Consider the following 24,885-nt stretch of genomic DNA (forward strand, 5'->3'; position numbering starts at 1 on the left):
GTTACTCCTTAATACCAGCCTTCTCAAGAAGGACTTTGTCTTCGGGTTTAACCTTGTCTATCACATATTTACCAATGCTGCAAATCTGCATTTCATCAAGAGCGTCGACCAAGTTATTGTATAGCGAATTATCGGTTGCTTTGATAATGACAGTCATCGTGGAGATATGTTGTCCATTAATCTCACCGGATTTAATCTTAGCAAGCTCCTTATCGTATTTCTCTTGTGGGAATTTGGAATCTTTCAACTTCTTCTCATCAAGTTTAGCTTTTGCTAACATTACCTGCTGGACGGGTTGAGTTCCGTCTTCGGTAACGTGTGTAATGAGTACTTTTCGGATTCCATCTTTTCCCCAAGTGGTCTTTTTCAAACATGAAGGATCGTCGTATTTCGGGATACCGGCAATGTAGTAAATTCCATTGTTACCCGTTACGTAAATCGTAATCGTGTAAGACTCTTTCGTTACAGATTTATTCTCGTCTGTCAGATTCTTATCGTTACTCGGCATACTCAACTCCATCGTCTGTGGCTTAGCCAACGACGTACAGAGCATAAAGAATGTGATCAGAAGCATCATCATGTCTACCATCGGCGTAAAGTCGACGCGGACATCCATCTTCTTTTGTTTGCTTTCTTTCTTTTTCATCCTTTAATCCTCCTGCTTTTTGTATGAAGTGATGAGATAGTAACGGTTCTCACTCATATCTTGAAGTTCAGACATCACCTTCTTTACCACTTTATAAGGAGTGTCTGCATCGGCTTTGATAGCAAGTTTGATATCTGGATTCACATCACGGGCTTGCTCAACCCACAATTGAAACTCACTCTTCTTGCCTTCGATACTGTCAGTGGGGATCCCTTGATTTTTGATTTCGTTTGCCATCTGACTCTCATCGAGATTCAAATAGGCCGAAAGTTTATCCATAGGAACACCCCACATTGGGTCTTTCTGAAACTTCTTGACTTGTGCGTTGTTCAATGACACCCCAAATTGGTTGGTCATATTGGAGAGTACATTAGCCATTTGCATCTGGTTGTCCATACTCATAAATATCTTGCCAGACTTGTCGACAAGGATATTCAGCACGTCTTTTTCTGGAACTTTGATCTCAGAAACCGAACCTGGCGTCACGACTTTCACTGGTTCATTCTTTACAAACGTTGACGTCAACATAAAGAATGTCAGCAAAAGAACCATCACGTCCGACATCGGTGTCATATCGATCCAGACCGATTGTTTCTTAACTTTTACTTTACCCATAGCGATAAAATTTTAGAGGGTTAGCAAAAATTAAGCTTCTTCTGCGTGATTGGCTTCGTATGTCTGAGCAATTGAATAACCAACCTCATCGAGGGCGTAGGTCAACTTATCAATCTTGTTGGTGAAGAAGTTATACGAAATAACTGCAAACCAAGATGTCAAGATACCGAATGCGGTGTTGATCAAGGCCTCAGAAATACCAGTTGATAGAGCGAGAGAGTCGCCACCACCACCGGCTGCCAATGCTGCGAATGACTTGATCATACCGGTTACTGTACCGAGAAGTCCTGTAAGTGTACCCAATGTTACAATAGTTGCAATGATAGGAAGATTCATCTGTAATGTCGGCATTTCAAGCTGGGTAGCTTCTTCGTGAGCTTGTTGAATCTTGGAAACCTTCTGCCCTTTTTTGATACCGGTCGTAGCTTCCATTTCCTTGTAAGCGTTCAGAGAAGCTGAAACAACATTTGCTACAGAACCTTTCTGTTTGTCACAGAGCTGCTGAGCTTTCGCAAAGTCGTTAGCGCTTACTGCTGCCTTGATGTTAGCCACAAACTTGGTCAGAGATCCCGTTCCGAAAGCGGTGCGGAGAGCTAACCAGCGCTCGATGGAAAGGGTGAGCACGCTGAGCAACAAAGTGTGGATGATAGGAACGACCATACCGCCTTTATAAATCGTACCTAACAAGTTCCCGTTCAACACGGCACCAGTTGGGTCGTTGTTAACGAAGTTTGCAGGATTACCCAGCAAGAATTTGAAGATACAAACTGCGACGATAAAGCAGAATACGATAATCCAGAAAGCTGCTCTAACTCCTTGGAAGCCCTGTGATTTCTTAACAGGGCTGGCTGTCTTTTGTGTTGTTGCCATAATTTAAAACTTTAATCTTTTAGTTGTTAATAAATTTAAGTTGTTAATGCCTTACTTGATTTAATGTTATTTTTGTGTCTATATATGTTCGCTATGTGGAATATTGACAGGGCAAAGATAATAATTTCGTGTTTAAGCGAATAGTAATTAAGGAGTTTTAACGGTGTCTTCCTCTATTTTTTATGAATATCCGTTATGCTCCTTGGGCATTCCACGCTGATTATCGTTATGCACCTGTTTTTTTGTTAAGTTCCGATAACGACATCGAATCTTGTTTGTTCGATTCTCATATTTTGTTTTGACTTTTATGAATATTCGTCTTGCAAAAGTAAGCAAATTATCTGTTATAACGAAAGAATCGTGTAATTATTTCACGAAAAACAACTAATTTGTAACAGATTGCGAACTCCATAGCACGTTTTTATCTTAATTATTGTAGGTGAAGACGATGTCCCATACGCTCTTGTTTAGTTTTAAGATATTTATAATCATAGGGATTTGGCTTGATTTCGATAGGTATATTCTCAATGATTTCCAATCCATAAGCCTCTAAACCTACTCGCTTGGTGGGGTTATTCGTAATCAGTCGCATCTTGTGTACATCAAGGTGTCGCAGCATCTGGGCTCCACAGCCATAATCGCGTTCATCAGGTTTGAAGCCAAGATGTACATTTGCTTCTACTGTGTCGTATCCTTCTTCTTGCAGTTTATAGGCAGCAATTTTATTCATCAGGCCGATTCCACGACCTTCCTGCTGCATATAAATCAGTACGCCTTTACCTTCTTTATCGATCATTTGCATCGCCTTATGAAGCTGTTCACCGCAATCGCAACGCATACTACCGAGGATGTCACCCGTAGCACACGATGAATGGACGCGTACCAATATCGGTTCGTCAGGTTTCCATTCGCCTTTCACAAGGGCCATATGCTCTATTCCCGTACTGGTTTGACGGAAAGGAATTAGCTTGAATGTACCATACTTTGTTGGCATATCCACTTTGTTACCCACTTCTATCAATGACTCCGTCTTTAATCTGTATGCTATCATATCTTTAATGGAAATGATTTTCAAGCTATATTGCTCGGCCATCTTTCTGAGTTGGGGTAAACGGGCCATCGTTCCGTCGTCATTCATTATCTCCATCAGAGCTCCGGCGGGATAGAGACCGGCCATCTTACAGAGGTCGATGGCAGCTTCTGTATGTCCGCTACGCCGTAACACGCCGTTGTCTTGTGCGTACAGAGGATTGATATGGCCCGGTCGGCCGAATGTGTGAGGAGTAGATGTTGGGTCGGCTAATGCCTTGATGGTTTCGGCACGGTCGTGAGCCGACACACCAGTGGTACACCCCTCTAATTTATCTACGGTAACAGTGAAAGGTGTTCCCAAGACAGATGTGTTGTCCATCACCTGATGTGGGAGGTCAAGTTCTTTGCAACGCGACAATGTTATGGGTGCACAGAGCACTCCACGGGCGTTTTTCAGCATAAAGTTTACCTTTTCCGGTGTTATCTTTTCAGCTGCAATAATTAGGTCTCCCTCGTTTTCGCGGTCTTCGTCATCGACAACGATGACGAATTTTCCTTCTTTGAAGTCTCTCACAGCTTCTTCTACGCTGTTCAGTTTGGGCTCTTCCATAGTGTTTCAGCTTAATATCCTTAATTATTATTTATTGTTTTTGAGTGACCGTTTGGTCACTGATTTCTTGAATTCTATTAATAATTTCACTGTTGGTCTGCATAATGATGCGGAGATCTCGCAACAGTCGTAGTCGAAAACGCCACATTCTAAGATAGAAAAAGATGCCGGTAGGCAGGAAAACGCCTCCTATGACGTTCATCCATTTACGCTCGAACGGTCGAGTATGGGCTTTGACTGCGAGTACAGGATAGGAGTTCAAGTCTTTGAGGATCTGCTTATCCTTGGTGTTGGAGAGGTCTTCAATCACTGTCTCTAATAACTGATTGATACGTTCTATTTCATGATCCGGTCGGTATTTGAAGAACACTTTGATAACGTTCGGTGCCGTTTTCAGGTTGTGTTCTTTTGAGTATATCCGTATTTTTTGCGTAATCTGTTGCAGTCGGACTGCATCTTCGGGATAAATGGGGTCGTTGATGATAACTTCTTTGCCGAAGAAATGCCGCTTCACACGCAGCCCGAACATTTGTCGGAAGAGGTCGCGGTAAAGGTCAAAATTGAATACCACCGAGTCATTATTGGCTTTGTAAGTTACAAAAATGGCAATAGGAATCAACACGCCCGGTGCCAATCCTTTACCGAACCATACTGCCCACATCCCTCCGCGGGCCATTCTGTATCCCGAGTTGTCCAAGATATAATAGACGATAAACACCAAAACAGAGATGATGACGGGAACGCCCAAGCCGCCTTTTCGGATGATTGCACCTAATGGGGCACCGATAAAGAAAAATATCAAACACGAAAGCGCTACCGTAAATTTATTGATCGTCTCGATCTGATGCTGTCGGATGATATAGTCTCCGTCGTCGGTGATCATACTTTTATATTCAAGATCTTTCACTGCTGCTTGTACTTGAGCAAGTGCCTGATTTACAGTTTCCTGTCGTTTGTCCATAGACTGTTTGTTGAACAGGGAGTCATAATTGAATGTTTGGGCTCCGGCCATCCTGATAGCTCGTACGGAATCGGCTTTGGATATACTGTCTGTACGATAAAGGGAGAGCTTAGCATCTCGATAATACGCCCGTCCGATACTGTCGTATTCGTGATTCAAGGAGTCTATGTCTTGGCGAATCTGTGTCAAGCTCTTGGCTCTAGCATTATTGGAAAGCGATGTGGCGTCCGTCAGATTGAAGTCTCCGTCAAAGTTATCCACGATTTGTTTCGTGATAAACGACTCTCTTCTGTAAGGTACTGAAGCCGTATTGCCCAGTTCGCTGGCTTGCATATTTTCAAACCACTCACCGCTCCAAAGCGTCATAATCAAGTGTTTCTTTTCGGCCGTAGATTGTAACATCCCCGAGTCTGCAAGTATGATGGTTGCATCTTCATAGCTGTCCGACATTTTATAAACCATCACACCGTATAGTTTTCCTGTATTGACGTCTTTCTTCTGCACATAGATATTAGTACCGCTGATGCCGTCATAGAAGATGCCTTCGGGTATTTCTACCTCAGGACTTTTCTGTTTGATGGAGATCAACAGTTGAGCGATCTTCATATTGGCCTCTGGCCCGATGTTGTTTTGGAAATAAAATGACCCGAAACAGATGAAAGTCGATATGAGAATCAGTGATCTGAACGCCTGCATCAGCGATGTGCCAGAGGCTTTGATAGCTGTAAGCTCCGAGCTTTCGCCTAAGTTTCCGAATGTGATCAATGACGAAAGAAGAATTGCTAACGGTAATGCTTGTGGCACGAGCATCAGCCCCATATACCAAAAGAATTGTGCCATAATCTCCATTGACAGCCCTTTACCAATCAGTTTGTCGATATACATCCACAGAAACTGCATCATCAGCACAAACTGACAGATGAAGAAAGTGCCCACGAAGAGGAGTGCGAATTGGCGTGCAATGAATATATCTAACTTCTTTATACGAAACATTACCATTCAGAATTGATGAATCCGTTGCTGGGATCGGTCTGCAAATTTAGTATAAAAAAATCAGAAACATCCCGATTTTTTGTTTTTTATTATTTGATACGGGGCTGACTGTCTGACGGCTGGATACTTTCTCGCTTTCTCTTACAATCCGCAGGTGCGGTGTAAGCGATCTAAATTATCTTCCCAAAGTCCTTCAAGGAAATCTACATCTTCGATTTCGGCGTGGTCCGTAATGATGAGAATGTGGTCATTAGTCAGTTCGCCGCGTTCTATTCGCAGTTCAACAAAAGTGTTCCTATCCTCTTCGCTGTCCCAATGAAACCTGAAATGACTGTTCTTAACAGTTTCGCCGATGGTGGCAGTCTTTGTTTCGTGATGGCTCCACGACTTTCCCCAGGTGAAGATCAGTTTATTTTCGTCTTGGCTCACCTCGTCGGCCAACCATTTGGAAAGCCCTGCTGGTGTACTGATAATATTCCAAATAATCGGCAGAGAATTCGATTTCAACTCTCTTTCAATGCGTATTGTCTGCTTGTTCATAAGTGGTTAGGCAGATATTATATCGAACTACCGGTTACAAAAGTAGTTGTTTTTTTGAAGAACTCGGCAAAAAGCCCATTATTTTTTTTGTTATTTAAAAACTTTGTCTTACCTTTGCACCCGCTAATAAGGCGACAATGGCGGGATAGCTCAGCTGGTTAGAGCGTCGGATTCATAATCCGGAGGTCGTGGGTTCGGGTCCCACCCCCGCTACAAAAATGATAAAGGACTTGCGAAGAGATTCGTAAGTCCTTTCTTTTTGTACTCCAAATAGGAGACTATTTATCGATTGGTCATTGAGAATTGGCCATTGATCATTTTGATTGCATTTCAGACAGGGGTCCGACCTTTTTAAATTCAGGAATAGGGGTACTGTGGACAGGAATGGAATTTACTTCAAACGGAAAATGGAAAAGAATATAAGAAATAAACAAATTGTATTGACCGAATTTTACCTTTCTTTCTCTTAAAACAAGAGAGGGCGGCGAAACACGTTTTAATTAACCGTTAATCGCGTTGCGAAAAGCTGTTAGACAGCGTGCGTTTAACTGTTAATTACACGGTATTTAATGGTTAATTACAATAACTTTTATATATGTCTGATTCTCAACTAAATACAATTATATTTTTCCTCCTTTCTCCTTTTGAAAAAGATCTAAGGTGAAACTTTTCCTCTTTTACTTTTTCTAAGCACAAATGTGACCATTTTCTGCTTAAAGAATGATTTGGTATAGAGTTTGTTTTTAGCATAAACGGAGACATTATTCAATAATTTAAACATAGCAATTATGGACAACAAGATTGAGAAAAAGACCGTTTTGGTACCCAACAATGTGATAGATTATGCCGAGGGCGGTATCGTGAGTAAAGAATTTATACACTCAAATGCAGGTAGTGTGACGCTGTTCGCTTTTGACAAAGGGCAGCGGTTGAGCGAACATACGGCACCTTATGATGCCGTGCTGAACATTATCGACGGTGTGGCGGAGATTATGATAGAAGATGAACTCTATCACCCGAAAACCGGTGAAATGATTATCATCCCTGCCGGTGCACGTCACGCGGTGAATGCCAATGAACGTTTCAAAATGGCGATAACGATGATTCGAGGGTAGGGATGATGATAGTTGAGGATGAATGATTGCGAATTGATAATTGCGAAAGAATCATTCATTTGTTGATTGTTCGCGGGTTGATAAGTGATTGGGTATAAAACTGCTTAAATCTTATCAACTCGTTAGCTGAAAGAACTCACAACCTGTCACTGATCAGTTTCTGTCTGAACTTAAAACTTACCAACTCACTAACCTAAAATTCACTTGCCGCACTCCGGACACAGCCCTTTGACAATGTAATTGATGGTTGTCATCCGATAGCCCGGGGGCAAATCGATGGCAGGAATGGGCGTGTCTTCTAAACAAAATGTACGATGACAGCGTTCACAAAAGAAGTGAACGTGTACGTCTTCATCGTTTTGGCGACTGTGACTGCGACACAATTCATATCTCACTCCATCGCTTCCGTCCTCGATTACGTGTACGAAGTGGTGCTCTTTAAACGTGGTTAGCGCCCGGAATATATTCGATTTATCGATCGTCAGGATACTTTCTTCCAATTCGGTCATCGACATCGGTCGGTCGGCCGAGGCCAGAGCTCGTGCGATAACAATTCTGTTGGCCGTGGGTTTGATACCGTGTTCGATCAACCATTTCGTGCATTTCTCGTTGTTCATACGTCTGTTCTCTTTCGTTTTAACAACAGATGCAAATGTAATCGTTTTTTTTCGATTGAGCAAGTAATGGGTGTTCGAAGACACGAAAATTATTAGTCGTAGGTAGGAGAATACGTTATTGAGACTCCGAAACGATTATTTACAATCCAGTTGCTTGTTTTTCAACGGGAATTTTATATATTTGCGGTATGAAAAAGAAAGTTACATTAAATCAATTCATAGGTGCAAAGACTTACTTGGAGATTCGTAAATACTTGCTGGATTTATCTAAACTGACATTCGGCGGTATTATTCTATCAGGTATAATGGGGGGAATGACAGATACGTTAACGCTTATATTAATGGCATGTAACCGTCCTTGGGATATCGATAATGGTTTTTAGTTTTTTCATCTGGTGTAGTATTTATAAAGATCGGGCACCTTATTTCGACTCGGAATAGTTTTCTCGTTTTTAGACTATACCTTATTTATATGTTCCTCTGAATGTCGTTACTTAACCGAAAATATCCGTTGCCGATGCGAGTACCAGATTTCAGCTGGTATATTACAGCCGGAATTGTCATCTTTTTGATGCTTTACCTGTTGCAACCGTTCGGTTTCAGCCAGTTCAGAGGCAATAAATTCCTTGTCGCGTTGGGTTTCGGCGTCATCACGTCCATTTGCAACGGTGTGTTTTCTTATCTGTTTTTCGGTGTCATTTTGAGGAAAATAACCAAGGTAACGGTGCTGATTTTCGGATTGTTCAGCATTGCGTTGATGCTCCTGATTGCCTTAGCCAACTCCTTTTATGCCGCTTATGTCTTTCACGTGTCACTCAGTTGGCAGCTCGTTTTCATCTTTCTTTATTGGGGACTCATCGTGGGAGTCGTGATGACTGTCATCTCAATGTCCATCCAATACAATCGTTTCCTACGTACAAAATTGAATCTTTTGCTTGAAAAGACAGATGAGTCGCAGCGAGGGATTGCTATTCTTATCCACGATCAGGCTGTTCGCGGTTCTCATATAAGTATTCTCATCAACGACTTTTTATATGCCGAAGCACGCAAAAACAATGTTTCCGTCTGCTATCAAGAGGCCGGGCTGGTGGTGAAACGCGAGATTCGAGCCACGCTCTCGGGGCTTTTGGCCGAACTTCCATATCCGAATATTTTTCAATGTCACCGTTCTTTTGTGGTCAATGTCAACAATATCACATCGGCGAAAGGTAATTCCAACGGTTACCAATTGCGTTTGGGCAATTGCGAAGATGTCATACCCGTTTCGCGAACGTTTGTCAGGGGCTTGAAGAGTTTTATTGGTTAGCTATTCGTCACGAGGTTTAGCGGCCCACATTCATTCTTAGTTCTTCGTCCTGTTTGTTAGTTGTGTGTCCCTGATATTTGGCGAGTTACAGATTGTTTCATACTTTTGCTCTCGAACAAATGAAATAAAACGGCGTATGAAACGATTTTTGCTATATCTTATCTTATTATCGGTTGCCACGCAACTGATGGCCGGGCGTCTTATTTCCGGCATTGTCGTCGACGGTCACCGCGAACCGATCGTAGGTGCAAATGTCTTTGTCTACGGAACAATCGACGGTTGTGCTACCGACAGTTTGGGACGATTTGGTTTTCGGACAGACCGTGACGGCACCGTAATCGTGATGGTAACGTTTCTCGGTTATGAAGATAAGAAGATTTCAGTAACGGCAGAACGATCGACGGGGCTGCGTATCATACTGTATGAAAAGACGGCGACGATTGATGAAGTAGTGGTTTCGGCGAGCAGTTATAACTTCGGAACGGGCGACAATGTGGGTAAGCTGGGTGCATTGGATGTCGTGATGCAGGGCAGTTCCAATGGTGATATTTATGCCGCTTTGCAGTCGCTGCCTGGTACACAGCGGGTCGGAGAGAGTGGAAGACTGTATGTTCGAGGAGGCGAAAGCAGTGAGAGCCAGACGTATATCAATGGTATGCACGTGCTGAATCCGTATGCGACGAACGCCGGCAACTCGCCGGTCCGCGGCCGATTCTCTCCTTTCCTCTTTAAAGGTATCAGTTTCTCGCTCGGCGGTTACGGCGGAGAGTACGGTCAGGCACTGTCATCCGTGCTGCCGATGGAAACTACCGATGTTGCGACGGGCGATAAGTTGGGATTCAGCGTGGCGCCGATCGAACTCAATTTCGGCGGAACCAAAGCCTTCCGGAGTAGTTCCTGGTCTTTCAACAGTCTGTATGACGATATGGGGTTATATAATGCCGTGTTTCCGAGCAGCGTCTCCTGGAAACGGCCTTACCGTCGGTTGTCGGGCGAAACACAGTATAAAGCCGAGCTTTCGCCGTCAAACGTACTCAAAACTTACGTCGGCTACGATCTGACCAACGTGGGACAACATCTCGCGGAGCGCGATCTGAGTCTGCGGGAACATAACATTTATATCAATACCGTTTACAAAGTTGCACTCGGTCGGGGCTGTTCCGTGTTTGCAGGTGCGGCCAATTCGTTGGTCTTCAACCGCATCAACGGTGCCCGGAAAGCCGGGGACATTTATGAACACGACCAAAACGAGGTGCATCTTAAAGCTACATTCAGCAAGACTTTCGGCAATTCATTCAGGCTTTTGACGGGAACAGAGGCCTATATCCGTCGTTTCCGCATTCTGTATCGGGATTCCTTGCAGAACAGTAGCGAACGTATTTCTCATTATCAGATTATTTCTATATTCGCAGAAGGGCAGTTGAGACTTGCCCGGAATTGGTTCGTCAATCTCTCGGAACGGACGGAATATTTCACCTGCGACCGTCGATGGAGATGGATGCCGCGCTTGTCTGTCAATTATATTACCCGCCGCGGACTCCATTTTGCATTGATGTACGGTCGTTATTGTCAGTCGGCCGATGACGAATATATCCTCCGCAGCGGTAAGAAACTGGGGCAGTCCGTGGCCGATCATTTCATTGCAAGTCTGCAATGGCGTACAGATAAGACCATCATTCGTGTTGAACCTTATTATAAAAGGTACAGACATCTGCCCCTGTCGACGGCCGATGGTTATGCTGCCGACGGTCACGGAATGAGTCGCGGCATCGACTTTTTCCTCGAAGATATGTCTGTTCTGCCTCAGCTTCGTACGATGTTGTCTTATTCCTACAATGATTCCCGTCGCCGGTATTTAAATTATCTCACATCGGTTTGTCCTCATTATGCCACCCGACACAATCTCAGTATCTCGGCAACCTATGGAATCGATAGGCTGAAAACCTATATCGGTGTGAGCGAGAACATCACAAGCGGCCGGCTATATACCGATCCGCGACTTCCGGGGGCAATGAATGCCCGCACCAAACCTTATCAGAGCCTGGGCATTAACGCCTCGGTACTGGTCAGTCCGAAGGTCATCGTCTATGCGTCTGTCATTAATTTGCTGAACTACAAGAATGTTTTCGGTTACACTTATTCAGCCGATGGCACTCGTCGCGAGCCCGTAACAATCGCCTATAACAGGATGTTTTTCATCGGAATTTTCGTTTCACTAAAACATACTAAAGCTTATGAAATCGCTAATTTTTAATCTTTTCGTGTTCGCATTCGCCTTAACGGCAAGTCCGGTTAGCGCCCAATCCACAGCAGAGATGAATCGGTTGCTGGGCAGTTCGCTGCAAAAGATTCGGCCGAATGACATTCAATCAGTCACGCAAGGCATCTCCGAGCTGAAGCGTATTGCCACAATCTATCCCGAACAATGGCTTCCTATTTACTATCAGGCCCTATTCGCAATTCAATATGCTATACAGCGGCCCGATGACAAGGCATCTGCGGCCCTGTTGATAGATGCGAAACAGAACATAGACAAGGCAGAACATCTTGCCGGAGCAGACCTCTCGGAAGTCTACACACTGTCAGGCTTTTATGACACGGCACTGATTGTGCAGAATCCGTCTGTTAACGGAATGCGCTATTACAGTGATGCGATCGGCAATTATCAACGAGCCATCCACCAAAATGTAGCCAATCCCCGTCCCCGACTACTGCTTTACCTCTTCAATGAGCAGATGAACAAGTTTACGGGAGGAACGAATTTTAACGCTGAAAAAGATTTGCAGAAAATCAAATCCTTGTTTGACAAGGAACAAAAGACAGATTTTGAGCCATCGTGGGGTAAGGATCTTATTCCCAAATAGAATGTAATGAAAAAATGGGAGACTATTCTTTTGTTTCTCACCAAGCAATAAAAGATGATAGAATCAACTCTTGCCATCTTGTCATAAAAGGCGAATGAAATAAAAGTAATTATTTTATTGGAAGGTAAAGAAATTATTATTATATTTGCAACGTTTAATCTTGGAATTTCAATATGAGAACTTTGATTCTTTTCTTGGCGTTTTGTTGGGGAACGACGATATGCTTAGCCGAAGAGAAAACTGATGAATTACGGATTGACGGTGCTTCTACCGATCGATTTGTAACAGAAATTTCTTATGATGGAGACAAGATTACATTATCCTGGAATGATAAAACCGTTGTGAGCGATTGGATGGCAAGGGCTATCGCGAACTTGATTTCAGGTATAGATTTGGACAAAGTTAAGATTAGGTCGATATGTGGCTTGCACGGTAAGGTGCTTAATGTTGAAGGAACAAGCCCCGGACAATTACTGTGCGTGTATGACATACAAGGTAAGGTTACGCAGAGTATCTTGGTTAACTCTGTATCTTGCCAGTTGGATATCAGTAATCTGAATACGGGAATCTATCTGTTGAAAGCCGGTTATGAGATCATTAAGTTTGTAAAGAAGTAGATCTTATTTTATGAAAGGATGAGATATTACCTGTAAAGAACAGATAATAAAAATGTCAGGAACTTTTTTCTTCTTTAAAGTCGATATATTCTCCTTCGTTTTTTGAGAATATTTTACGGCTGGTTCCGTTTTGTGTACGATTGTCTATGATGATTTCTCCGTTGGCGGTGTGGGTTTGTTTGGGACGCCGTTGGCCCTTGGATGAGCCGCCGAATTGAGCGCGGAAGTTGTGTGCAGCATTCTTCACGCGGGTATAAATGATGTAAATTGCAATACCGACGATGATACCGGCAGTAAGGATCATTATCAAAATGAAATGGAGAAGAGTTACCATCAATTCGGTTTTAATGTTCTTGAGGTGCGTGGTCGACGGTCGGTTGTTTCCGATTTACGTATAGGGAAATTAGCAGATAACAAATGATGATCAAAGCAAAGGCTGTAATGTAAAATAGTATTAATAATAGTACAGACAATAAAATGAAGCTGTAACGCACCTCATTACCTTTCCATCCCCAGTGCTTGAACTTTAATGCGAACATCGGAATCTCTGAAACCATCAGCCAGCTACTGATACACACGAGGATAAGGAGCAAAGGAAGTCCCCAGCGGTTTGCCTCAAACAGATCGGCTTCTCCTACGATTAAAGCCCCCCAAAAGAGTGCATTGGCTGGTGTGGGAAGGCCGATGAATGAGGTGGTTTGCCGTGTGTCGAGATTGAATTTGGCTAAACGCAGTGCCGAGAATGCCGCCATCACAAAAGCAAAAAACGGCAGAATCTTGGACAGTGGTTCTAATAATGCCGGATAATCAAGCACACACAATTCTGAAAAAACAATTGTTGCAGGAGCCACCCCGAATGTAACGACGTCGGCAAGTGAGTCGAGTTCTTTGCCAATGGGTGACGAAACGCCCAGCAGTCGGGCGCTCATTCCGTCGAAAAAGTCGAATATTGCGCCAATGACAATCAGCAAGAGAGCAGTCTTCGGATTGCTTCCAAAAGCGAATGCAGTAGCTACGCAGCCTGAAATTAGGTTGCAGCACGTGAGCGAATTGGGAATATGCCTCTTGATCATTGCAGTTTTGCGATTACGGTTTGGTCGCCGACAGTGCTCTGTCCCATCTTGACACATATCTGGGTTCCAAGTGGAAGGAAGACGTCTACACGCGAACCGAGTTTGATAAAGCCTAAATGCTCGTCAATGAAACATTCTTCGCCTTCCTTGGCATAGGTTACGATGCGGCGTGCTACGGCTCCAGCGATCTGTCGACAGAGAATATCCACACCGTCGGGAGTAGTGATCATTATGTCTGCGTGTTCATTTTCTTCACTGGCTTTGGGTAACCACGCTTTATGATAGTTACCGTTCTGATGGTGAACGAATTTGACTCGACCGTCAACAGGAAACCAGTTGGCGTGTACATTGAAGAGACTCATAAAAATAGATACCATCACCCGTTTGTCGTGGAAGTATGTGTTTTCTTCTACTTCTTCAATAACCACGACCTTACCGTCGGCCGGAGCTACGACGATCTTATCGGTTTCATCTTCACTGAAATATCTGATGGGGCACTGATAAAAGTTTACGACGATGGCATAGGCCGCTCCCAATACCACGAGACATACGCCGAAAGGAATCTTCGAGTCGAAAACGAACCATGAAAGGGCGGCAATGACAGCGACAGCAATGCCTCCGTAAAGGAGTGTTGACGTGCCTTCGCGATGGATTCGTATCTTTTTCAGCTTCTTGATTTTATTGCCCATAGTAGCGTCTATGTGTAAAACTGTCTGCAAAGATAGTTTTTTTTTGTCGATTCTACAAATTTTTGCCTTCTTTCTTTTGGTCATTTCGGCTTTAAGCAGTAACTTTACAGCTCGATTTTAATCAGGATTTAGAGAGATGGAAGACTTTGTACATCTGCACGTTCATACTTATTATTCGATCTTAGACGGCCAATCGAGTATTCCTCGGTTGGTAGACAAGGCCGTGAATAACGGTATGCGAGGTATGGCGATTACAGATCACGGCGATATGTTCGGCATTAAAGAGTTTTTTGACTATTGTAATAAGGTTAATGGCAAACGACGAGAGGAGGGGAAAGAGCTTTTCAAGCCAATCTTCGGATGTGAAATGTATGTGGCTCGTCACCGTAAAATCGACAAGGTGAAAGAGAATGGCGATATGAGCGGTTATCATCTAATCGTGCTTGCCAAGAACTATCAAGGATATAAAAACCTCATTAAACTCGTCTCGCGTTCGTGGGTAGATGGCTATTATATGCGTCCTCGTACCGATCGTGAAGATCTTGAACGATATCACGAAGGACTTATCGTGTGCTCGGCTTGTATTGCGGGAGAGGTGCCGCGAAAGATTATCAAGGATGATATTGAGGGCGCGCGCGAAGCTATAGAGTGGTATCATCGTGTATTCGGAGAGGATTATTATTTAGAACTTCAGCGTCACGAGGTGAAAGATCCGCACCTCATTGCTAATCGAGAAGCCTTTCCGATGCAGCAGAAAGCTAATCGGGTGATGATTGAATTTGCGCAAGAGTATGGTATAAAACTGGTTTGTACTAATGACGCTCACTTCGTAGATAAAGAGAATGCAGAAGCTCATGACCACTTGTTGTGTATCTCTACGGGTAAGGATCTTGATGACCCGAATCGTATGAGATACTCAAAGCAGGAGTGGTTTAAAACTCGTGAGGAAATGAACGAAGTTTTCTCGGATATTCCCGAAGTGATGGCCAATACGTTGGAGATATTAAATAAGGTAGAGGTTTATGACATTGAACACGGGCCGATAATGCCTTTCTTCCCCATTCCGGAAACTTTCGGTACCGAAGAAGAGTGGCGGAAGCGATTCACTCCGCAGCAGCTCTTCGACGAATTTACCAGTGATGAGAACGGTGAGAACCAATTACCTCGTGAGGAAGGAGAGGAGAAAATAGAGAAATTAGGTGGAATCGATAAACTTTATCGTATTAAGTTCGAAGCCGATTACTTGTCTGAGCTGGCTTATCAAGGTGCTCGGAAATGTTACGGAGAGACTCTTACGGATGAAGTTAAGGAACGAATCAACTTTGAATTGCACATTATGAAGACGATGGGATTTCCCGGTTACTTCCTTATTGTGCAAGATTTCATCAACTCAGCACGTGATCATCTTGATGTAATGGTAGGTCCTGGACGTGGTTCTGCGGCTGGATCAGTGGTCGCTTACTGCTTAGGTATTACTAAGATTGACCCGATTAAATATGATCTTCTGTTTGAGCGATTCCTCAATCCGGATCGAATTTCATTGCCGGATATCGATACTGACTTCGATGATGACGGTCGGGGGCGAGTTTTAGAGTGGGTAGAAAACAAGTATGGACACGATAATTGTGCCCACATTATCACTTTCGGAACGATGGCAACGAAGAATTCCATTAAGGATGTAGCTCGTGTTGAGAAGTTGCCTTTGGATGTAGCAAACCATCTTTGCAAGGTAATTCCCGACAAACTCCCCGATGGATTGAAAATGAATTTGCCCAATGCAATCAAAAGTATACCGGAACTTCGAGAGGCGGAAGCCAGCAATGACACCCGACTTCGCAATACAATGACTTATGCCAAGATGTTGGAGGGAACGGTGAGAGGGACGGGAATACACGCCTGTGGATTCATTATCTGTCGTGATCCTATCAGCGACTGGGTACCGGTGTCGGTTGCTGAAGATAAGTCCGATCCCGGACACAAACTTCATTGTACGCAATACGATGGACATGTCATCGAGTCTACGGGGTTGATCAAGATGGACTTTCTCGGTCTGAAAACCTTATCGATCCTGAAAGAAGCTGTTGAGAATGTCAAGATCAGTACCGGAATAGAGGTAGATCTTGATAAAATTCCTATGGACGATCCCCTTACCTACCAATTATATTGTGAAGGTCGTACCATCGGAACATTCCAATTCGAATCTGCCGGAATGCAAAAGTATCTGCGAGAATTGCATCCTACGGTCTTTGAAGATCTCATTGCGATGAATGCACTCTATCGACCGGGGCCTATGGATTATATTCCCGACTTCATTGCTCGTAAGCGAGATCCGGCTAAAATAGCCTATGATATACCGTGTATGGAGAAATATCTTAAAGACACTTACGGTATTACCGTTTATCAGGAGCAAGTGATGCTCCTCTCACGGCAGCTTGCCGGTTTCACGAGAGGTGAGAGCGATGCTCTCCGAAAGGCTATGGGAAAGAAGAAAAAGGCTATAGTCGATGCGATGAAACCTAAATTTATCGAGGGCGGGAAGCGTAACGGACATAGTCCGCAAGTGTTAGAGAAGATTTGGGCAGACTGGGAGAAGTTTGCATCTTATGCTTTCAACAAGAGTCACGCCACGTGTTATTCGTGGGTAGCTTATCAAACCGCCTATCTCAAAGCACATTATCCGGCAGAATATATGGCTGCGGTGATGAGCCGAAATTTGGCTAATATTGCTGAGATCACCAAGCTGATGGACGAGTGCCGGGCAATGGGTATCGAATGTCTCGGCCCTGATGTCAATGAGAGTCGGCAGAAATTCAGTGTCAATTCGCACGGGGCCATCCGTTTTGGGTTAGCTGCTGTTAAAGGAATGGGGGATGCCGCAGCGCAAGCGATCATTGATGAAAGAGAAAAAAATGGGGCTTATAAAAGTGTGTTCGACCTTGCGGAGCGTGTCAATCTCAGTGCGGTCAATCGCAAGGCGTTTGAAAGTTTGGCGCTCAGTGGCGGCTTCGACAGTTTCAAGATAGAACGACAAAATTACTTCGGAACGAATGCGAAAGGTGACATCTTCCTCGATTCGCTCATCCGTTACGGACAGTTGTATCAGCAAGAGCAGGTCCAAGCACAGAACTCTCTGTTCGGGTCGACCGACGCCATAGAGATAGCTACGCCGCAAGTACCGCAAGTCGATCCTTGGAGTACAATCGAAACGCTGAATCGCGAACGTGATCTCGTGGGGATCTATTTGTCGGCCCATCCGTTAGATGAATTCGGTATCGTTCTTAGAGCGATGTGCAACACACATTGCATAGAGTTAGATGACAAAGTGTCATTGTCAAAAAAAGACCAGATTGTTATCGGAGGTATTGTAACCGGTACCAAATCTAAGTTTACTAAGAACGGAAAGCCGTGTGGGTTTGTTACCATTGAAGATTTCGAAGGCTCCGGAGAACTTGCATTCTTTGGTGAAGAATGGGGACGATGGAAGGGTATGCTTGTCGAGGGTAGTACTGTTTTTATCACTGCGAAATGTGTACAAAAATATCGGGACAGCAATTACTATGATCTCAAAATAGCTGATATACAGTATCTCCAAACAATTAAAGACCAGCGAATCGAGAAGTTTACAATCACGATGGATAGTACGTCTATTGATGAAACTGTGGTGAATGATATTTCGACAATGCTTCGCAATAGTCCTGGAAGTACGCAATTGTATTTCCAAATAAACGATGTGACGAGCAATAGTTATGTTCTATTACGCTCGAAAATGGGGCCTATCAGTTTGAAACACAAGTTTATGGCTTATATCGAAGCTAATCCCGAGATGTCTTATTACGTCAACTGATATGTCAGCGTTATAGGATCATATTTAATGGCATAATCCTTGCTGTTATATGGATAATTAGTTACTTTTGCAAAGAATATTAATCATTATAAGGAAAGAAGCAATGGAAGTAAAGATTACAACTGAAAATTTCGAGAGTTACAGGACAGGCGATAAGCCATTAGTAGTGGATTTGTGGGCAACTTGGTGCGGACCGTGCCGTATGGTGGGGCCGATCATCTCTGAATTAGCTAATGATTACGATGGGAAAATCGTTGTCGGTAAGTGCGATGTTGAAGAGAATGATGAAGTTGCAGCACAGTTCGGCGTGCGGAATATTCCTACTATTTTGTTCTTTAAGGGCGGCGAATTGGTTGATAAATTTGTAGGCGCTACCAGCAAGGATGTTCTTGATGAGAAGTTCAAGGCTCTGTTGTAAGTCGATACAGACCAATATAGCAAAAAAGGCACTGATATATCATTGTATATCGGTGCCTTTTAAAATATAATTTATTTTGATAAAAGCGATATAAGTAAAAACATAAATACGCCAATTCGAGATAAGAAAGTAACTGAAAAGCGACTCTATCATTTATCTGCGAATGGAAAGAGAAGATTTTTTTTGTGAGAAAGCGGCGTAATCCATCAGAAAATAAAGAAAAAGAAATATTCTCAAGACGACAAGGAAGCATTAATAAATAAGATATATTCTCTCTTTCTATCGTAAAATGCAAATAAATATAAACGAATTTCTTCTTTCCATTGGGAAGTGTAAATAAACATAGATAAACTTCTTCTTTCCATTTAGGAAGTGTGAATATATTTGAATTTATCTGCTGTTTCCAATGGAATCAGAAGAAAAATAAAGATTTATGAACAATTCCAGATGGGAATAGAGATAAAAAGTATTTTTCGATAGGTTTCCGCAGATTGAGAATCGAAAAACGAAAAAGTTTGTTCCGCCGACAGAAAAACAACTTTCTTATCCCGAACTGGGGTATAAATGTGTTTCTTATACTTGACAATCAATTAAATATCAGCCGAAATGTAGTAAGTCGGGCTGTTTTATCGGAGAGAAGAAGGATAGACCCGTTACTGATGCGCATAATTTGGCGGGAAACGGAAAGGCCGATGCCACTGCCTTGGGGCTTGGTTGTGAAAAACGGGATGAAGATATGTGAGGCAATCTCATCGGGAATCAAAGGTCCGTTATTGGTTATGTCAATGACTACGGATTCTTGAGCATTGCTATAAGCACGAAGGGTGATACGTCCGTTTTCGCCGACAGCTTCTGTTGCATTTTTCAAGATATTGCTTACTACTCGACTGATCAGTCCTTCATCAGCATAGACCAGTAAGTCTTGCGGTTGAACATCGATGCAGATTTTGCAATCGGTTTTCGATAAAGGCCGGATGAGTTCGGTCATACGTTCTAAGAATGTTCTGACATAAAACAGTTTAGGTGTGGGGGTGGGCATACGGGTGAATTTGCGATAATTCTCTACAAATTGGACGAGTTCTTTGCTTGTGCGATTGATTACCTGTAATCTGCTGTGCTGTTCGCCCAAGGAGTTTTTCAGAAGCGTATCACTGAGTGAGATGATCGGTGTGACGGTATTCATAATTTCGTGAGTGAGCACGCGTATAAGTTTCACCCAACTGTCTATTTCTTGGTTAGCTAATTCACCTTTGATGTCACTGAAGCTGATAATGCGTACACGTTTGTTTTTTAATACAGTGTGTGTTTCACGTGTGGAAAACCCTTTCATCTTTTCTTTGATTCGGTTGATATGCGTCACGGATTCCATTTGCAATAAATCGTGGGCGGCTTGATTGCTGCGAAGTACAAGGCCCCGCTCTTCGTCAATAACCAAGATACCCGTATCTACCGAGTTGAGAATCAGTTCGAAATATTTCTCGCGAGCTATTTGTTCATCGCGTGCGTGTTGTAAAATTGTCTTAATGTGATTGAGCGATGTGTTCAGAACGCGCTCGTAACCATGCTGTTCATTTTCGGGAAAACGGAAAGTATAATCTCCGTTGTCTAATGCCTCGAAAATGAATGTCACCTTACGGATGGTACGATGGTATTTCCTGGCGAGCCGTATATAAGCAATGATAAGTGCGATCAACGAAAACAATAATATATAAGTCATATATCGTTTGTTACAGTCCGTATCTTTTAATTTTGTTGTACAGTGTTTGCCGGGAGATTCCTAGTTGGAATGCTACTTGTGAGAGGTTTCCTTCACAGTCGCGTATCGTTTTTTCAATCAGTCGCTGCTCCATCTCGTCCAAAGTCTGTATCTCGCCCAATGGTTTTTCTTTTCGGTTTATAACCTCATCAATATCGTTCTCTTGGATGACCTGTCCATTACTCAGAATAACAGCTTTCTCAATAGCGTGTTGTAATTCTCGGATGTTGCCATACCACGACAGGCTGTGGATTTTATTTTCAGTCATAGGGGCGAATGTCATTTCGCCCTTATTGTACAAATCAGCATAACGCTTGAGAAACATTTCAGCTAAAGGAATGACGTCTTCCCGCCGTTCGCGCAGTGGTGGGAGATGCAGATGAATTGTATTGATGCGATAGAGTAGGTCCTCACGAAATTCACCGTGATCAACCATCTGCTGTAAGTTACGATTGGTTGCACAGAGCAATCGTACGTTGATCGGAATCTGTTCGCTTCCACCTACTCTTACAATACTTCGATGCTGTAAGGCTGTGAGTAGTTTTGCTTGTGAACCATAACTAAGATTACCGATTTCATCTAAAAATAAGGTACTACCCTCTGCCTGTTCAAATTTCCCAATCTTATTTGCCTTGGCATCTGTGAAAGCTCCTTTTACGTGTCCGAACAGTTCACTTTCAAATAATGTCTCCGTGATCGTACCCATATCAATGGGCATCATTTTCTTACCGGCACGATGCGACAGTTGATGAATCTCGTTTGCTAATACCTCCTTACCTGTACCATTCTCGCCCGTAATGAGGATGTTGGCATCGGTGGCTGCTACTTTCTCCACGATTAGCCTGAGACGCCGCATTGCTGTTGATTCGCCCCAAAACATCTCATGCTCGGCGTGCCTTTCGTTTATATGCTCTTTCTTTGTCTTACGATAAGCGTCTGTGAGTGTTTTCGTTAGTTTATCATTGTCAAAAGGTTTTACAATAAAATCGGTTGCACCTTCTTTGATACCTGTTACGGCCAGTTCGATATCAGCGTAGGCTGTGAAAAGTACCACTTGTGTAGCTGGTCTTGTCTGCTTGATTTTGCGTAACCAATAGAGCCCTTCATTGCCGTTGTTGATACTGCTACGGAAATTCATATCAAGCAATACTACATCAGGTTGCTCTTCGTGTAGTTTCGTGAGAATATTGTCAGGATTGGCAATTGTGACGATACGCGCAAACACATTTTCGAGAAGTATCTTCACTGTTGTGAGGATATTCCGATTATCATCTACGATTAGTAGAGTTCCTTGCTTCTTCATAGTGCAAAAGTAATCTTTTTTCTGATATTCTTTTAAATCTGTACCATATTATCATCAGGAAGCATATAAAATTTATCTTTCCGATACCGAGAGGATGAGAAATTATGGTAAAAATATTACCTTATTTAGTGCGAGTTCGGGATAAGCATTTTCTTAGATGACACATCGTCCGTCTTATTCCACGATTGAGGTAAAAGCATCGTCTAAATTTGTCTGTTATGCCCATTCCTCACTCGTAGATACAAGTTTATCCCGAATTGGCGATATCTAAGATTGATTAGAAAAAATATACTGGGAGAATGGAGAACAACAATTGTATATATCTGTCAAAGAATTAGGCAATGATGTCAAATATTTAGGCACATCGTTAAAGACGATTCTCATATAACTGTTTGATAATTAGCCGAATTGATTTCTGGCACCGTTTTAGTATTAAATAATGATATGAAACGAACAATTAATTTACTTATCATTGGTCTGAATAGTTTATCTATCGTTGCTCAAGAGCAATGGACAATGAATCGTTGTATCAGTTATGCGATAGAACACGCGAATAGTGTTCGTAAACAACGCATCGAAATAAGGCAGAGTCGGTACGATATGACGATGGCTGGACTTGATTTTCTTCCCACCATCTCGGCTCAATTGTCGGGACAATATAGCTGGGGACGCAATATCGATCCCGAGACAAATACCTACAATACCATTACTACCTTTAATAATTATTATAGTATTGGGGTGGAGATGCGGCTTTTCGACGGCGGACGAACATTTAATGCTTTTCGTCAGGCCCGGCTTGCTCGACTCAATAGTGAGACGGCCCTGCAAAAGGCGGCTGACGATAAGGCTGTCGTGGTGATGACAAAGTTTATTGAGGCTGTTTATCATCAAAAGAGTATCGGCTTAGCCTCACGTAAATTAGCTGATAGTAAAGCATTGCTTCATAAAACGCGCAGTCTTTTCGAACTTGGTGAGAAGTCACGGCCCGACGTTGTGCAAATAGAAAGTCAGGTTGCAGAAGATGACTATAATTTATTACATCAGCAGAATGCTGCCCAATCAGCATTATTAGCGCTGAAATCCGAAATGAATTTTCCTGTTGAAGATTCGCTTGAGTTAGACACATCGGGTGTTTCTTGTCCCATATCGACTGATGATGCCGGACATATCTATGAAATGTTCGGAAGTGAGTCGCCGGATGTAAAGTTGGCTGTGTTCAAAGCAGAAAATGCTCGTTATACTTATCTTATCCAGCGTGGTCTGCTTCTTCCGTCCCTATCTTTGAGCGGTGGAATTTCCACTAATTATTATCGGAATCTCTCTCAGAAAACCAAGAGAGGTGAGGTGTTCGGCCGGCAGTTTCATAATAATATCGGTGAATATATCTATTTACAACTATCTATTCCTATTTTCGTTCCAAGTCGTTGGCGCACTGTGCATCGTGCTAAAAGCGATTGGCTGGAAGCTCAACTTGTGTTAGAAGATACCAAGCAGAAACTGAATGCTGATATTGTGCAGGCTGTTTCTGATCGTGACGGCTGTGTTCGTGAAATAGTGAAAATGGAAAAGAAAGTGGAATCTGATTCTTTGGCTTATCGTCTGTCTGTACGAAAATATGAAGAAGGAATGCTATCGGCTTTCGACTTGCATACAGCGGCGCAAACATTGCTCGAAAGTCGCATTAAACTCTTGCAGATTCAGCTTACACTTGAGATGAAAATACGATTAGTAAACTATTATAAAGGAAACAGACTATGGACATTGAAATAAAACAGAAGAAATATCTTGTGCCCCGAAAGTATTGGACATGGATTGGAGGTGGTACGGTATTGGCTGCAATCTTGCTTTGGTTGGCATTGGGTAATCTCTCATCCACGCTGAAAGTGGAGCGGCGAGGATTGAGTATCGGCGAGGTGAAGCGGACACAGTTCGACGACTATGTAAGTGTAGACGGTAGTGTCGTACCCATTCAAGTAGTTCAGATTTCTCCCGAAGAAGGTGGTGTTATCCGACAGAAAATAGTTGAAGAAGGTGCACACATCCGAAAAGGCGACATTATCGTCAAACTAAGCAACAGCAACTTAGATCTCGAGATTCTGAATGCAGAGAGCGAACTGGCCGAAAAGCAGAATATGCTACGCAATACGCAGATTACGATGGAACAAGATCAGCTCAATAATCAGACCGAAGCAGCCCAACTGTCAATGGATATGCAGGCTAAGAAGCGCGCCTATCTGCATCAGACGGCTTTACAGAAAGAACAGTTGAACAGCCGGGAGGAATATCTCAAATCAAAAGAAGATTATGAATTGTCATCTCAAAAGCATGCTCTCATCCAACAGCGGTTGAAGAAAGATGCTCAACTTCGCCGCTCGCAGATGGAACAGATGAGTGAGAATTTGTCGTCGATGCTGCGCAATGTGCAGTTGGTGCGTAAGCGCAAAGAGCGATTAGATGTGCGTTCGCAGATTGACGGTGAAGTGGGACAGTTGGATATCGAACTGGGACAGAGCATCGTCCCGGGACAGAAGATCGGCGTAATCAATGATTTGAGCGACTACAAGGTCGAGGCAAAGATTGATGAACATTATATCGATCGTGTGCATTCGGGTCTGACTGCCACATTTGAACAAAATGGCAAACGTTATGAATTGACCGTGCGCAAGGTTTATCCCGAAGTGAAAGATGGGCGTTTTAAAATAGATTTCGTATTCCGAGGTAAACGACCGAATAATATTCGCACAGGACAAACCTATTATGTAGATTTGCAATTGGGTGAATCCAAGCAAGCTGTGCTGATCCCGAAAGGCACCTTTTACAGCGTCACAGGCGGTAACTGGATATTCGTACTTGATAAAAATGGACAGAAAGCCTACCGTCGAAACATTCGTATCGGCAGGCAAAATCCCGCTTATTATGAAGTCATCGAAGGCTTGGAACCTGGTGAACGTGTGATAGTCAGCGGCTACGAGGGATATAAAGATAACGAAATACTGATCTTAAAATAAAGTCATAT

Annotated in this window: 22 protein-coding genes and 1 tRNA gene; 11 read left to right on the forward strand and 12 right to left on the reverse strand. The window is 43.1% G+C overall.

Annotated elements, in window-relative coordinates; all coding sequences use genetic code 11:
• Position 1: 1 nt before the first annotated feature.
• The 6 genes from RWY97_RS02405 to RWY97_RS02430 form a co-directional block, all read right to left on the reverse strand.
• Positions 2 to 646: an ExbD/TolR family protein gene (locus tag RWY97_RS02405; RefSeq protein WP_024992015.1), complete on the reverse strand. Its 645-nt coding sequence runs from the start codon at positions 644 to 646 to the stop codon at positions 2 to 4.
• 3 nt (positions 647 to 649) lie between these two features.
• A complete protein-coding gene (locus RWY97_RS02410) occupies positions 650 to 1,261 on the reverse strand; it encodes an ExbD/TolR family protein (RefSeq protein ID WP_021584514.1) in 612 nt (203 codons plus the stop codon).
• A gap of 30 nt (positions 1,262 to 1,291) precedes the next feature.
• Complete coding sequence (locus RWY97_RS02415; protein ID WP_021584580.1) at positions 1,292 to 2,131, reverse strand: MotA/TolQ/ExbB proton channel family protein; 840 nt, start codon at positions 2,129 to 2,131, stop codon at positions 1,292 to 1,294.
• Positions 2,132 to 2,561: 430 nt separating this feature from the next.
• The gene (locus RWY97_RS02420) at positions 2,562 to 3,773 is read right to left on the reverse strand and encodes a bifunctional 3,4-dihydroxy-2-butanone-4-phosphate synthase/GTP cyclohydrolase II (protein ID WP_315565320.1); all 1,212 of its coding nucleotides are present in this window, start codon (positions 3,771 to 3,773) and stop codon (positions 2,562 to 2,564) included.
• Positions 3,774 to 3,804: 31 nt separating this feature from the next.
• Positions 3,805 to 5,727, reverse strand: coding sequence for an LptF/LptG family permease (locus RWY97_RS02425; RefSeq protein WP_315565322.1), 1,923 nt, complete (start codon positions 5,725 to 5,727; stop codon positions 3,805 to 3,807).
• A gap of 141 nt (positions 5,728 to 5,868) precedes the next feature.
• Positions 5,869 to 6,267 carry an START-like domain-containing protein gene (locus RWY97_RS02430; protein WP_021584530.1) on the reverse strand — a complete coding sequence of 133 codons (399 nt, stop codon included), beginning with the start codon at positions 6,265 to 6,267 and terminating at the stop codon, positions 5,869 to 5,871.
• A gap of 139 nt (positions 6,268 to 6,406) precedes the next feature.
• On the opposite strand from RWY97_RS02430, the gene RWY97_RS02435 reads away from it, so the two are divergent.
• Both RWY97_RS02435 and RWY97_RS02440 read left to right on the forward strand, forming a co-directional pair.
• Positions 6,407 to 6,480 (forward strand) — tRNA-Met (locus tag RWY97_RS02435).
• A 575-nt stretch (positions 6,481 to 7,055) separates the two neighbouring features.
• A complete protein-coding gene (locus RWY97_RS02440; protein ID WP_315565325.1) occupies positions 7,056 to 7,382 on the forward strand; it encodes a cupin domain-containing protein in 327 nt (108 codons plus the stop codon).
• A 200-nt stretch (positions 7,383 to 7,582) separates the two neighbouring features.
• Here RWY97_RS02440 and RWY97_RS02445 read toward each other — a convergent pair whose 3' ends face one another.
• Positions 7,583 to 7,999 (reverse strand): Fur family transcriptional regulator, encoded by a 417-nt coding sequence (locus tag RWY97_RS02445; protein WP_021584497.1) that lies wholly within the window; start codon positions 7,997 to 7,999, stop codon positions 7,583 to 7,585.
• A 188-nt stretch (positions 8,000 to 8,187) separates the two neighbouring features.
• On the opposite strand from RWY97_RS02445, the gene RWY97_RS02450 reads away from it, so the two are divergent.
• From RWY97_RS02450 to RWY97_RS02470, 5 genes are all read left to right on the forward strand, one after another.
• Positions 8,188 to 8,382, forward strand: coding sequence for a DUF6722 family protein (locus RWY97_RS02450; protein WP_315565326.1), 195 nt, complete (start codon positions 8,188 to 8,190; stop codon positions 8,380 to 8,382).
• A gap of 134 nt (positions 8,383 to 8,516) precedes the next feature.
• Positions 8,517 to 9,305 (forward strand): LytTR family DNA-binding domain-containing protein, encoded by a 789-nt coding sequence (locus tag RWY97_RS02455; protein WP_231371350.1) that lies wholly within the window; start codon positions 8,517 to 8,519, stop codon positions 9,303 to 9,305.
• A 136-nt stretch (positions 9,306 to 9,441) separates the two neighbouring features.
• The gene (locus RWY97_RS02460; protein ID WP_315565328.1) at positions 9,442 to 11,559 is read left to right on the forward strand and encodes a TonB-dependent receptor; all 2,118 of its coding nucleotides are present in this window, start codon (positions 9,442 to 9,444) and stop codon (positions 11,557 to 11,559) included.
• A complete protein-coding gene (locus tag RWY97_RS02465) occupies positions 11,540 to 12,169 on the forward strand; it encodes a hypothetical protein (RefSeq protein ID WP_315565330.1) in 630 nt (209 codons plus the stop codon). The genes RWY97_RS02460 and RWY97_RS02465 overlap by 20 nt, the downstream gene beginning before the upstream one ends.
• 173 nt (positions 12,170 to 12,342) lie before the next feature.
• Positions 12,343 to 12,786, forward strand: a complete 444-nt coding sequence (locus RWY97_RS02470) for a T9SS type A sorting domain-containing protein (RefSeq protein ID WP_021584551.1) — start codon at positions 12,343 to 12,345, stop codon at positions 12,784 to 12,786.
• A gap of 55 nt (positions 12,787 to 12,841) precedes the next feature.
• Here RWY97_RS02470 and RWY97_RS02475 read toward each other — a convergent pair whose 3' ends face one another.
• The 3 genes from RWY97_RS02475 to RWY97_RS02485 are packed head-to-tail and all read right to left on the reverse strand — an operon-like array spanning position 12,842 to position 14,548.
• Positions 12,842 to 13,120, reverse strand: coding sequence for a DUF4834 family protein (locus RWY97_RS02475; protein ID WP_315565439.1), 279 nt, complete (start codon positions 13,118 to 13,120; stop codon positions 12,842 to 12,844).
• A 10-nt stretch (positions 13,121 to 13,130) separates the two neighbouring features.
• Positions 13,131 to 13,859 carry a CDP-diacylglycerol--serine O-phosphatidyltransferase gene (gene pssA / locus RWY97_RS02480; protein WP_036931590.1) on the reverse strand — a complete coding sequence of 243 codons (729 nt, stop codon included), beginning with the start codon at positions 13,857 to 13,859 and terminating at the stop codon, positions 13,131 to 13,133.
• The gene (locus tag RWY97_RS02485) at positions 13,856 to 14,548 is read right to left on the reverse strand and encodes a phosphatidylserine decarboxylase family protein (RefSeq protein WP_024992007.1); all 693 of its coding nucleotides are present in this window, start codon (positions 14,546 to 14,548) and stop codon (positions 13,856 to 13,858) included. The genes pssA and RWY97_RS02485 overlap by 4 nt, the downstream gene beginning before the upstream one ends.
• Before the next feature lie 136 nt (positions 14,549 to 14,684).
• Here RWY97_RS02485 and dnaE point away from each other — a divergent pair, with 136 nt between their 5' ends.
• Both dnaE and trxA read left to right on the forward strand, forming a co-directional pair.
• A complete protein-coding gene (gene dnaE / locus RWY97_RS02490) occupies positions 14,685 to 18,392 on the forward strand; it encodes a DNA polymerase III subunit alpha (RefSeq protein ID WP_315565334.1) in 3,708 nt (1,235 codons plus the stop codon).
• A 103-nt stretch (positions 18,393 to 18,495) separates the two neighbouring features.
• Entirely contained in the window at positions 18,496 to 18,810 is a 315-nt protein-coding gene (trxA, locus tag RWY97_RS02495) for a thioredoxin (protein ID WP_039876849.1), read from the forward strand.
• A gap of 586 nt (positions 18,811 to 19,396) precedes the next feature.
• Here the strand turns inward: trxA and RWY97_RS02500 are convergent.
• Together RWY97_RS02500 and RWY97_RS02505 are read right to left on the reverse strand one after the other, a co-directional pair.
• Entirely contained in the window at positions 19,397 to 20,527 is a 1,131-nt protein-coding gene (locus RWY97_RS02500) for a sensor histidine kinase (protein ID WP_315565336.1), read from the reverse strand.
• A 10-nt stretch (positions 20,528 to 20,537) separates the two neighbouring features.
• On the reverse strand, positions 20,538 to 21,869 hold the full coding sequence (locus RWY97_RS02505; protein WP_315565338.1) for a sigma-54-dependent transcriptional regulator: 1,332 nt from the start codon (positions 21,867 to 21,869) through the stop codon (positions 20,538 to 20,540).
• A gap of 444 nt (positions 21,870 to 22,313) precedes the next feature.
• Here RWY97_RS02505 and RWY97_RS02510 point away from each other — a divergent pair, with 444 nt between their 5' ends.
• Positions 22,314 to 23,639, forward strand: a complete 1,326-nt coding sequence (locus RWY97_RS02510; RefSeq protein ID WP_315565339.1) for a TolC family protein — start codon at positions 22,314 to 22,316, stop codon at positions 23,637 to 23,639.
• Positions 23,624 to 24,877 (forward strand): efflux RND transporter periplasmic adaptor subunit, encoded by a 1,254-nt coding sequence (locus RWY97_RS02515; RefSeq protein WP_024992005.1) that lies wholly within the window; start codon positions 23,624 to 23,626, stop codon positions 24,875 to 24,877. The genes RWY97_RS02510 and RWY97_RS02515 overlap by 16 nt, the downstream gene beginning before the upstream one ends.
• The last annotated feature ends 8 nt before the right edge of the window (positions 24,878 to 24,885 follow it).

Source organism: Hoylesella pleuritidis (assembly GCF_963541955.1).
In the GTDB taxonomy this organism is placed as follows: Bacteria; Bacteroidota; Bacteroidia; order Bacteroidales; family Bacteroidaceae; genus Prevotella; species Prevotella pleuritidis.